This is a genomic window from Hoeflea marina (assembly GCF_003182275.1).
GTDB classification, from domain to species: Bacteria; Pseudomonadota; Alphaproteobacteria; order Rhizobiales; family Rhizobiaceae; genus Hoeflea; species Hoeflea marina.
Genome location: NZ_QGTR01000002.1, coordinates 714,443 through 724,138 on the forward strand (window position 1 = coordinate 714,443; position 9,696 = coordinate 724,138).

General features: G+C 64.2%; 14 protein-coding genes. 6 read left to right on the plus strand and 8 right to left on the minus strand.

The genetic code is table 11. The features are described from left to right. Positions 1-19: 19 nt before the first annotated feature. Complete coding sequence (locus DFR52_RS09765; RefSeq protein WP_110032049.1) at positions 20-1,504, minus strand: SulP family inorganic anion transporter; 1,485 nt, start codon at positions 1,502-1,504, stop codon at positions 20-22. A 440-nt stretch (positions 1,505-1,944) separates the two neighbouring features. On the opposite strand from DFR52_RS09765, the gene DFR52_RS09770 reads away from it, so the two are divergent. The 3 genes from DFR52_RS09770 (at position 1,945) to DFR52_RS09780 (ending at position 4,155) form a co-directional block, all read left to right on the plus strand. Continuing rightward, positions 1,945-2,787, plus strand: a complete 843-nt coding sequence (locus DFR52_RS09770; RefSeq protein WP_146215580.1) for a hypothetical protein — start codon at positions 1,945-1,947, stop codon at positions 2,785-2,787. Positions 2,788-2,887: 100 nt separating this feature from the next. Next, positions 2,888-3,439, plus strand: a complete 552-nt coding sequence (locus tag DFR52_RS09775; RefSeq protein ID WP_110032050.1) for a sigma-70 family RNA polymerase sigma factor — start codon at positions 2,888-2,890, stop codon at positions 3,437-3,439. Beyond that, a complete protein-coding gene (locus DFR52_RS09780; protein WP_110031740.1) occupies positions 3,436-4,155 on the plus strand; it encodes an anti-sigma factor in 720 nt (239 codons plus the stop codon). Before DFR52_RS09775 ends, DFR52_RS09780 begins: the two co-directional genes overlap by 4 nt. Positions 4,156-4,280: 125 nt before the next feature. Here DFR52_RS09780 and DFR52_RS09785 read toward each other — a convergent pair whose 3' ends face one another. Further along, positions 4,281-4,880 (minus strand): NADPH-dependent FMN reductase, encoded by a 600-nt coding sequence (locus DFR52_RS09785; RefSeq protein ID WP_110031741.1) that lies wholly within the window; start codon positions 4,878-4,880, stop codon positions 4,281-4,283. 126 nt (positions 4,881-5,006) lie between these two features. Between DFR52_RS09785 and DFR52_RS09790 the strand changes: the two genes are divergently transcribed. Further along, positions 5,007-5,381, plus strand: a complete 375-nt coding sequence (locus DFR52_RS09790; protein ID WP_245415269.1) for a winged helix-turn-helix transcriptional regulator — start codon at positions 5,007-5,009, stop codon at positions 5,379-5,381. A gap of 33 nt (positions 5,382-5,414) precedes the next feature. Here DFR52_RS09790 and DFR52_RS09795 read toward each other — a convergent pair whose 3' ends face one another. Continuing rightward, positions 5,415-6,086 (minus strand): DUF2161 domain-containing phosphodiesterase, encoded by a 672-nt coding sequence (locus tag DFR52_RS09795; protein WP_245415270.1) that lies wholly within the window; start codon positions 6,084-6,086, stop codon positions 5,415-5,417. Between the two features lie 190 nt (positions 6,087-6,276). On the opposite strand from DFR52_RS09795, the gene DFR52_RS09800 reads away from it, so the two are divergent. Continuing rightward, positions 6,277-6,831, plus strand: a complete 555-nt coding sequence (locus tag DFR52_RS09800; RefSeq protein WP_110031743.1) for a fasciclin domain-containing protein — start codon at positions 6,277-6,279, stop codon at positions 6,829-6,831. 174 nt (positions 6,832-7,005) lie between these two features. Further along, positions 7,006-7,515 carry a peptide-methionine (R)-S-oxide reductase MsrB gene (msrB, locus tag DFR52_RS09805; RefSeq protein WP_425351157.1) on the plus strand — a complete coding sequence of 170 codons (510 nt, stop codon included), beginning with the start codon at positions 7,006-7,008 and terminating at the stop codon, positions 7,513-7,515. Positions 7,516-7,676: 161 nt separating this feature from the next. Here msrB and DFR52_RS09810 read toward each other — a convergent pair whose 3' ends face one another. The 5 genes from DFR52_RS09810 to DFR52_RS24490 form a co-directional block, all read right to left on the minus strand. Next, positions 7,677-8,150, minus strand: coding sequence for a transglutaminase-like cysteine peptidase (locus DFR52_RS09810; protein WP_158284921.1), 474 nt, complete (start codon positions 8,148-8,150; stop codon positions 7,677-7,679). 299 nt (positions 8,151-8,449) lie between these two features. Continuing rightward, positions 8,450-8,716 carry a hypothetical protein gene (locus DFR52_RS09815; protein WP_110031745.1) on the minus strand — a complete coding sequence of 89 codons (267 nt, stop codon included), beginning with the start codon at positions 8,714-8,716 and terminating at the stop codon, positions 8,450-8,452. 55 nt (positions 8,717-8,771) lie between these two features. Continuing rightward, complete coding sequence (locus tag DFR52_RS09820) at positions 8,772-9,038, minus strand: hypothetical protein (RefSeq protein WP_110031746.1); 267 nt, start codon at positions 9,036-9,038, stop codon at positions 8,772-8,774. Positions 9,039-9,095: 57 nt separating this feature from the next. Next, complete coding sequence (locus DFR52_RS09825; RefSeq protein WP_110031747.1) at positions 9,096-9,377, minus strand: hypothetical protein; 282 nt, start codon at positions 9,375-9,377, stop codon at positions 9,096-9,098. A 57-nt stretch (positions 9,378-9,434) separates the two neighbouring features. After that, positions 9,435-9,696, minus strand: a 262-nt coding sequence (locus DFR52_RS24490) for a hypothetical protein (protein WP_158284922.1), incomplete at its 5' end; no start/stop codon positions are given.

Sequence of the window (9,696 nt, forward strand, 5' to 3'; positions counted from 1 at the left end):
CGTCCTTGTCTGGACATCCCTAGTGCGCGGTCAGCGTATCCATGGCGCCCGGCTTGTCGTGAATCGCCAGCCGGTCGACAATCGTCTCGGAGGCCTGGTTGAGGCCGACGATGTCGACTTCGGCACCGTCGCGGCGGAATTTCAGCACAGCCATGTCGAGCGCCGCCACGCTCGATATGTCCCAGATATGGGCGCGGCTGACATCGATGGTGACCTTCTCCAGCGCCTCCCTGAAATCGAAGCCGCGCATGAAATCCTCCGCCGAGGCAAAGAACAGCTGGCCCTCGACGACATAGGTGCGGTGCCTGCCGTCGCCCGACAGCATCGAGGTGACGGCGAAAAGCTGCGCGATCTTCCAGGCGAAGAAAATGCCTGACAACAGCACGCCGACGAGCACGCCGATGGCGAGGTTGTGAGTGAAGACGACGAACAGCACCGTCGACAGCATCACCACCGACGAGCTCCTCGGGTGGCTGCGCAAATTCCTGATCGACGACCATGAGAAGGTCCCGACCGAGACCATGATCATGATCGCCACCAGTGCGGCCATCGGAATGCGGGCCACCCAGTCGCCAAGCACGACGATGAAGAACAGCAGCATGGCGCCGGCGACGAAGGTCGACAGCCTGCCGCGGCCGCCCGACTTCACGTTGATGATCGACTGGCCGATCATCGCGCAGCCGGCCATGCCGCCGATGAAGCCGGTGGCGGTGTTGGCGATGCCCTGGCCGATGCATTCCTGGTTGCGGTCGCTCGACGTGTCGGTGAGATCGTCAACGATGGTCTGCGTCATCAGCGATTCCAGCAGGCCCACCGCCGCCACCGCGACCGAATAGGGCAGGATGATCATCAGCGTCTCCAGCGTCAGCGGGATCTGCGGAATGAGGAAGATCGGCAAGGTGTCGGGCAGGGCGCCCATGTCGCCCACCGTGCGCAGGTCAAAGCCGAAGAACAGGGTGACGGCCGTCAGCACCACGATGGTGACCAGCGGCGAGGGCACCGCCTTGGTGATCATCGGAAACAGATAGATGATGGCAAGCCCGGCAGCGACCATCACATAGGTGAGGGAAGGCACCCCGACCAGTTCGGGCAATTGCGCCATGAAGATCAGGATCGCCAGCGCATTCACGAAGCCCGTCATCACCGACTTGGAGACGAAGCGCATCACGTATCCGAGCCTTAGCAATCCGGCGACCACCTGGATGAGGCCGGCGAGTACGGTCGCGGCGAGCAGATACTGCAGTCCGTGGTCCCTGACCAGGGTGACCATCAGCACCGCGGTGGCAGCCGTCGCCGCCGAGATCATGCCCGGCCGTCCGCCGACGATCGCGGTGATCACCGCGATCGAGAACGAGGCGTAGAGCCCGACCTTGGGATCGACGCCGGCGATGATCGAGAATGCGATCGCCTCCGGAATCAGCGCCAGCGCCACGACAAGCCCGGAGAGGATGTCGCCGCGGATATTGCCCGTCCACTGGGCGCGGTAGGTGTCAAACGTCATCATCGGCATGGAAATCCTTGGCGGCTCGGACAGGCATGCCCGGAAATAGTGGGTCGGCATCCGCCTGTCCGCGGCAGAGGAGACGGTCGGAAGCGCGGATTGGAACAGTGTCCCGATAGTGTCCCGCGGCGACAGGCGGCACGGCAGGTTCGGCTCTTCTAGCGGCTCGACGGGTCGATGCCAACCCTGCCGCGGCGTTCCACTGCGTGCCGAAAGCCTTGCGCGGCCTCGCCCAACGGCCGACCGTGCCAAGCCCTTGCGGCATCGCTTGCTTGACAAGACAGCTGCCGATCATGCTGAATGAATTCGAAAAGTCGCATTTATTCAAGGCGGCGGCCGGCACGGTCGGCCAGGATGCGGGTGCATCCTTGAATTCTGTGCGGTGGATGGTCGGGGGACCAATGGCGGATGCGATCTGGTTTGGAGTTGCAGGTGTCCTGCTCATGGCGGGCACAGCGGCAGGCCATGTGATATGGAAGCGGCGGCTGAACCTTGCCGGCATCACCACCTTGCCGGGCCTGCTGATCATATCGACCACGGTGGGCGGCTTTCTCGCAGCCCCGTTCTGGTGGTTCGACCTGCCCGCAAGTTTCGCCTGGGACCTGCCGCCGCTCGCCGCGCGAATGCTGTCGGCCGCTTCCCTGGCCTTTGGCGTGGCCGGCCTGCTCGTCCTGCGCCGTCCGGAGCAGGGACCCTGCCGCTTCTACAACACCATGCTCGCCTTCTGCCTGGTGCCGTTGGCCATGGCGGCGGTGATCTTCGACATCGAGCGCTTTGATTTTGGCCTGCCGGTGACCTACGGCTTTTTCGCCGTCGTCCTGGTGCTGTCGACCAGTTCCCTGTCGGCCCTGTTTCCGCCGATGGAAATCGTTCGGGTTCCCCGCGCCGCCAAAGCCCCGGAACCTCCGTCACCGTCCCTGCGGACAGGTTTCGTGTTTCTGGCTGCGGCTTTCGGCGTCTGGGGTGTTGCCCTGTTCGTGCTTCCCGATGAACTCTCCGGCCTCTGGTCGCTGTGGCCGGGCGACACGCTGACCTCGCGTCTGAATGCCGCAACGAAGCTGGCGCTCGCGGCCGCCTTCGCAATGGCCGTGCGCGACCGGCAGCATGTGGCCCCGGCGCTGCTGTTCGCATCGGTCTACGGTTTCGGGGTTCTCGCCGCCTGCCTGGTCAGTCTGGTGGAAGGCGATACCGGGCCGCGGGGCTTTGCCGCTGTTTTCGGCGCGCTGGGAGCGACATCGACGGCCATGCTGGCTGCCCGGCATCGCTCCCGGGACAGCGCCCCCTGAGGCGCGGAAACAGGCGCCACCATGCCGGATCGGCAAGGGTCGGCATTTTTTGCCTCATAGCCACTTTCACAATTCGTTGCGGCACGGTACCTCTATGGCGATGGCAAACACCGATACCAATGACGACTACAACATGCTGCTCTCCCGGGTCGCCCTCGGCGACCGGAAGGCATTTTCCCAGCTTTATAAATCGACCAGCCCGAAACTATTTGGCGTGTGCCTGCGTATTCTCAGGGACAGGGCGCAGGCCGAGGACGCATTGCAGGAGATCTATGTGAAGATCTGGCGGCGTGCGGGCGGTTTTGCGACCGATCGGGCAAGCCCGATGGCCTGGCTGGTGACGATTGCGCGCAACCACTCCATTGACGTGGTTCGAGCCCGTCGTCCGGCGACGGTCGATATTGATGAGGAATTCTCGCTGGCCGATCCAGGGCCAAATCCGGAAAGCCATGCACTCAACAGGAGTGATGGCCGACAGATCGAAAATTGTCTCGGGGAATTGGAGGCCGACCGGGCGCAGGCAGTCGTTGCTGCCTACGTGGAAGGCTCGAGCTATCATGAGCTGGCGGAGAAATACGCCGTCCCGCTCAACACGATGCGAACATGGCTGCGCCGCAGCCTGTTGAAACTGAAGGAGTGCATGGAAAGATGAGCCCGTCGAGCCAAACACGCCATGATGAGTCCGGACGCGACATCGCGCTGGCGGGCGAGTATGTGCTCGGCGTTTTGCCGTTCGCCGAGCGCCGCGCCGCCGAGGACCGGATGCTGTCCGACTCCGATTTTGCCGCCCTGGTTGCCCACTGGCAGGCCGACTTCGCGGAGTTGAACCCCAGTTATGCCCCGGAACCGGTTCCTGCGCGGCTGGCCAGGGTGATCGAGGCGCGGCTGTTTGGCGATGCTCCGTCCCGCACGCCCGGCCTGTGGGGTTCGCTGGTCTTCTGGCGCGGACTGTCGGTGGCTGCGATCGTCGCGGCCGTCGGTCTCGCTGGCCTGAGTTCCGGTCTGTTTCCGTCCGGAACGGGCGGCCCTGCCGCTCCTCTGGTGGCCCAGCTCTCCGGCCCCGACAGCCCGATCGGTCTCATCGCCACGCTCGACCCCGGCTCGGACACGCTCAATTTCGTCCCCGCGGCGTTTGTGCCGGACGGCGAGAAGTCGCTGGAACTCTGGCTGGTGCCGTCCGATGGCTCGGCGGCGATTTCCATGGGTCTGGTGCCGCCCGACGGCGGCGCGGTGAAGATCGACAAGCGGCTGGTTTCGCAACTGGATGATGGCGCACTGCTGGCCGTCAGCCTCGAGCCGCCGGGCGGCTCGCCCACCGGCGTTGCCACCGGGCCGGTGCTGGTCTCCGGCAAGCTGCTCGCGAAATAGCGCGAGACCGGTCGCACCCGAAGCTTTCATCGCAATAGTCATGGCCGGGGGGTGCGCCCCGGCCATGTCCGTTTCCGTGGCGGGCGGTCTGCCGGTCTGCGGTGCCCTCTCGCCGCCGGCCTGGATCAGGCGGCTGCCGCCTTTGTGCTGCCGGCGTCGCGCGCGGTCTTCAGGGCGGAGGTCCACCAGGCAAGATCGTCGAGAAGCTTGGTGCCGGAGTCGTTGAGGAACTCGAAGTCGGCGATCGCCTTCTCTCCCTTCATCACCGCCATCATCGGCTCCATGCCGATGTGCACGGCCGTTCGCAGCGGCGCCAGCTGCAGTTCCACCGCCACCAGTCGCAACTGCTCCACGGCGCGCGCGCCGCCGACCCCGCCATAGGCAACGAAGGCGGCCGGCTTGCGGTTGTACTCGTAGTAGCCATAGTCGAGGGCGTTCTTCAGCGCCCCGGCCATCGAGTGATTGTATTCGGCGGTGATGAAAATGTAGCCGTCGAGATCCGCCATCTTGGCATTCCAGCGAAGCGCATTCGGATCGGTCGGCGCGCCATAGGCGGGCGAGCGCATCTCCTCGAAGAACGGCATCGGATATTCCGCCAGGTCGAAGATCTCCACATCCATGTCGTTGCGCGTGCCGGCAAGGGCCTCGATCCAGGCGGCCGGACGGTCGCCGAAGCGCGCCTTGCGGGTGGTGCCGATGATGATTCCGATTTTGAGCTTGCTCATTGTGACCTCTGGTGAATGAAACCACCGGCTCTCGGAGAAGAGTCGGTATACAATAGTGACAAAGGCTACATAGGTGACTATCTGTTGGGTGAGAAGAAGGCACTTTTTCGTGGGAGAGTTACCGGCGTGAAACCGATCCAGCACACTCAGTCGAGCTGCCGTCCGGTGGTGGAGATCCTCGATCGCATCAGCGACAAATGGACGGTGATGGTGGTCAATCAGCTCGGCGGCAGGACCATGCGGTTTTCCGAGCTGAAGCGGGAGATCGACGGCATCTCGCAGAAGATGCTGACCACGACCTTGCGCGGCCTCGAATATGACGGTCTCGTCACCCGGACGGTCTATGCGGTGGTTCCGCCGCGGGTCGAGTATTCATTGACCGATCTCGGGCGTGAATTGCAGGTTCCGCTGATGGAGCTCGGCAAATGGGCGATCGACAACCGGGACCGGATGCTCGCGGCCCGCGACCGGTTCACCGAGCGCGAATCGACGGTCAGGTAGCGCGCGGGGCATCGCAGGGGCCCGCGTCAGCGATCAGCCCGCGTGATCGGCGGCAACCGCCTGGCCCTTGGGGCTGAGCGCATAGACGCCTGTCTGCACCTTGTCGAACCAGCCGTAGTGATTGTCGGCCATCAGCCGCCGGGCGGTCTCGACATGCGAGAGTTTCGCCACTGCAGCCGCTTTTGTCGGTCCGTTCTCATGCAGCACCAGCAGGCATCGGAGCGCGTCCTGCCGGTAGGCGGTGACGAGGCCCTGTCTGGTGGCGCCGCCGAGATTGGGGTCGCCCGTGCGCCTGGAGAATTCCTTGAGCAGCCGTGCCTTTTCGGTCTTGGCCACCCGCGGCCGATAGGGGGCCGGGTCGAGATGGATTTCGACCAGCGCGTCCCTCAGCCTCACCGTGATGAGGCCGAGCCCAAGCCGGCGGCAAAGATGCGTGTTGTTCTTGAGCGAACGGGAAAATGCCGCGCCGCTGCCGCGGGGAACGGCGACATAGACCGAGTCGGTCAACCGCTGACGCTCGGCGGCCTGATGAAACAGCGACAGCGAAAAGCCGGTCTTCAACTCGACGATCACCGGGTCGTCGCCGGCCCGCAACGCCATCAGATCGGCTGCGCCGATCTCGCCCTTGACCTCGTAGCCCTGGCCCTCGAGCAGCGCCTTGATCGGCGGGTACAGGTCGGTTTCTCGCAATCCCGGCTTGGCCATGGGCAGATTTCCTCTCGGCCATGGCCGCTTCGTTCGGTAATCACTGAGTCCGATTCTGGATTAAAAAACGCTTAACCTGAAACTTTCCGGCCGCCGCGTCCGTCTGTCAGTCTGTAGCCGCCGCGATACTGCGAGCGGCCTGAACAAAAAGCCGGGCCAATCCGGCTGGATCAAACAAAGAGGTCGTCCCATGAAAACTCTTCTCCGTACACTCGCAGCAAGTGCCATTCTCTTCACCGGCGTTTCCGCTGCCTACGCTGAAAATCCGATGGTTGGCGGCGCTGCCATGTTTGCAGACAAGAACATCGTCGAGAACGCCGTCAATTCCGCCGACCACACCACGCTGGTCGCCGCCGTGAAGGCAGCCGGCCTCGTCGAAACTCTCTCCGGCCCCGGCCCCTTCACTGTGTTCGCGCCCACCAACGAAGCCTTCGCGGCCCTGCCGGACGGCACCGTTGACACGCTGCTGAAGCCGGAAAACAAGGATCAGCTCACCAAGGTCCTGACCTGTCACGTTGTCGGAGCCAAGGCAATGTCGGGCGCCATCGCCAAGATGGTCGCCGACGACGGCGGCGCTCACATGGTCAAGACCGTGGGCGGCTGCATGCTCAAGGTCACCACCGATGGCGACAAGGTGATGATCGAGGATGAAACCGGCGGCGTGGCACAGGTGACCATCGCTGACGTCGAACAGTCGAACGGCGTCATCCATGTGATCGACAAGGTGCTTCTGCCGAAGAGCTAAGCCCGCCGGACCCGCGCGGGAGGAGACTTTCGTCTTGTCCCGCGCGTCTCAGGCCTCCAGCCATGCCCCCGGCTGGAGGCCGTATCTCGCCGCACCGTTCACGCGCTCTTGAAGAACCGTGCTTTGCCTCCGCAGGCGCACGGTCCTATGTCTGTTCGAGCCAGGAGAAACGCCATGAACCGCCAGAAAATGTCCCGCCGCCAGATCCTCACCGCCGGAGTCGCCGGTTTTGCAGTGGTCGCCTTGATCCCGCTCTCACGTTATATGGGCTCCCCCGCGATCGCAGCGGAAGGTGATTTCGAAGTGCAGATGAGCGAGGCTGAATGGCGCGCCAGACTCACGGCGGAGCAGTTTTCCGTCCTGCGCGAGGAAGCCACCGAGCGCGCCTTCACCAGCCCGCTCAACGACGAGCACCGCGCCGGGATATTCCACTGCGCCGGGTGTGATCTTCCCGCCTATGCATCGGATGCCAAGTTCGACAGCGGCACCGGTTGGCCGAGCTTCTGGCAGTCGCTGCCCGATGCGATCGGCACCAAGGAAGACAATTCGCTTTTCGCCACCCGCACCGAGGTTCACTGCCGCCGCTGTGGAGGCCACTTCGGCCATATCTTCGACGATGGCCCGCCGCCCACCGGCAAGCGACACTGCCTCAATGGGGTGTCGCTGAAATTCGTCGCCGCCTGAAGATCTGCTCCTTGCCCGGCCCGCATTGTCTCCGACAGTGCGGGCCTTTTGCTGTTCCGGTCAGGAACAGCGACACGTGGCTGTCGCGCCTCCATCGGCAGCGCCCAGTTGCCGTCCGGGCGCGGGAAGGGAAGTTGAGGCCGCGTTGGAAGCCGCGGGCTTCAGCGCTTGGAGCTCTTGCCCGTGACCGTGACCCAGTTGGCGCCATTGGTCGGCGCCTGCATCTTGACGAAGCTCATTGCGACCTTGTCGACAGAGACAACCCTGTCATTGAGATTGTCGAGCACGAAATCTCCATCCCGGGTGCGCACCACCAGCACGGTGTGCGCCTGCCCACCCTTGTAGGCCATGGTCAGCAGCAGGTCGGAGGCGCGGAAGCCGCGCCGCTTCAGCGCCGCGCGCTTGGCGAGCGCGAAATCCTCGCAGTCGCCGGCCTTGGTGTTGGAAGTCCAGTATTCGGGCTTGCCGAACTGCCGGATGTCGGAGACCGGCTTGATCGCCTTGTTGACAGAGGTGTTGATGCTTTGGAGCAGCGATAGGTTGGAGGCAGACAGCGAACCGCCCGGCTTGTGTCGCCGGCAGTCATTGGGTTGTCTTGCACAGAATTCGATATGACCGAACGGTCGGCTGGTCATGGCTCCGGTTGTCAGCCATGTGGCGGCATATGCCGCGGGCGCTGACAACAGGCCTGCGATGGCGGCGACTGAGAGGCACAGTATCGATCTTGCCAAATTCATCTCCTCAAGCGGCTGGATGGGCCGACACCAGGTCAGCCCGCCCCGATTACCCTGGTGATGTAAGCGGAATAAGACAGAGCGCGCAAGCACACATGTTAACCAATTGAAAAGAGGGGGTGCGTCATGGACGCACCCCCTCCGGGCAGTGTCGGTCGGTCCTGGAGGTAACCGAACGACTGTCGTCTGGCTGCCGGCGCTCAGAGCTCGCGCGGCGAGGCTCCGAGCGGCTGGGTTCCTGCCTGGCCGGCGATGGACGCAGTGGCATTGTAGTCGACGCCGCCAAGATAGACGGGCGACCCGTCGCCGAGGCGAACCTGCTCGACCTGCTGGTTGCTGGCGCCGGTGGCCAGAGCGACCGCGCCCTGCTGGGCGGGGAACTGATAGGCGTCGAGCGCGGAGGAATCGGCGAAGGCGGCGGTGGAGGCTGCCAGGCTGATGCCGAGCGCGATGATGATCTTGTTCATGACGGTAGTTCCTTCAAAATCTGAGAATTGGTTGGTCTGGTCTCGCGGTCGGCAATCAGAGCGCGCGTGGCGAGGCGCCGAGCGGCTGGGTGCTTGCCTGGCCGGCTATGGACGCAGTGGCATTGTAGTCCACGCCGCCGAGATAGACGGGCGACCCGTCGCCGAGGCGAACCTGCTCGACCTGCTGGTTGCTGGTTCCTGTGGCCAGAGCGACCGCGCCCTGCTGGGCCGGGACCTGATAGGCGTCGAGAGCGGAGGAATCGGCGAAGGCGGCAGTGGAGGCTGCCAGGCTGATGCCGAGCGCGATGATGATCTTGTTCATGACGGTAGTCCCTTCAAAGACTGAAAATCTGGTTGGTTTTGGTCTTGCGGTCGGCAATCAGAGAGCACGCGGCGAGACGCCGAGCGGCTGGGTGGTTGTCTGGCCGCCGATGGAGGCAGTGGCAGTGTAGTCGACGCCGCTGGCTGCGGTTGCGCCGGTGTAGACCGGGGAGCCGTCGCCGAGGCGGGCCTGCTCGACCTGCTGGTTGGTGGCGCCGGTGGCCAGAGCGATCGATCCCATTTCCGACGGGAAGTAATAGGCGTCGAGAGCGGAGGAATCGGCGAAGGCGGCGGTGGAGGCTGCCAGGCTGATGCCGAGCGCGATGATGATCTTGTTCATGACGATAGTCCCTTCAAAGACTGGAAATTTGATTGGTTTTGGTCTTGCGGTCGGCAATCAGAGAGCGCGCGGCGAGGCTCCGAGCGGCTGGGTGGTTGTCTGGCCGCCGATGGAGGCAGTGGCAGTGTAGTCGACGCCGCTGGCTGCGGTTGCGCCGGTGTAGACCGGGGAGCCGTCGCCGAGTCGGGCCTGCTCGACCTGCTGGTTGGTAGCGCCGGTGGCCAGAGCCACCGAGCCCTGCTGGGCCGGGACCTGATAGGCGTCGAGCGCGGAGGAATCGGCGAAGGCGGCGGTGGAGGCTGCCAGGCTGATGCCGAGC

Coding starts and splice junctions, on each gene's coding strand:
- DFR52_RS09765 (WP_110032049.1), bottom strand. CDS start 1,504: ATGATGACGTTTGACACCTACCGCGCCCAGTGGACGGGCAATATCCGC.
- DFR52_RS09770 (WP_146215580.1), top strand. CDS start 1,945: ATGGCGGGCACAGCGGCAGGCCATGTGATATGGAAGCGGCGGCTGAAC.
- DFR52_RS09775 (WP_110032050.1), top strand. CDS start 2,888: ATGGCAAACACCGATACCAATGACGACTACAACATGCTGCTCTCCCGG.
- DFR52_RS09780 (WP_110031740.1), top strand. CDS start 3,436: ATGAGCCCGTCGAGCCAAACACGCCATGATGAGTCCGGACGCGACATC.
- DFR52_RS09785 (WP_110031741.1), bottom strand. CDS start 4,880: ATGAGCAAGCTCAAAATCGGAATCATCATCGGCACCACCCGCAAGGCG.
- DFR52_RS09795 (WP_245415270.1), bottom strand. CDS start 6,086: ATGGCCAAGCCGGGATTGCGAGAAACCGACCTGTACCCGCCGATCAAG.
- DFR52_RS09800 (WP_110031743.1), top strand. CDS start 6,277: ATGAAAACTCTTCTCCGTACACTCGCAGCAAGTGCCATTCTCTTCACC.
- msrB (WP_425351157.1), top strand. CDS start 7,006: ATGAACCGCCAGAAAATGTCCCGCCGCCAGATCCTCACCGCCGGAGTC.
- DFR52_RS09810 (WP_158284921.1), bottom strand. CDS start 8,150: ATGACCAGCCGACCGTTCGGTCATATCGAATTCTGTGCAAGACAACCC.
- DFR52_RS09815 (WP_110031745.1), bottom strand. CDS start 8,716: ATGAACAAGATCATCATCGCGCTCGGCATCAGCCTGGCAGCCTCCACC.
- DFR52_RS09820 (WP_110031746.1), bottom strand. CDS start 9,038: ATGAACAAGATCATCATCGCGCTCGGCATCAGCCTGGCAGCCTCCACT.
- DFR52_RS09825 (WP_110031747.1), bottom strand. CDS start 9,377: ATGAACAAGATCATCATCGCGCTCGGCATCAGCCTGGCAGCCTCCACC.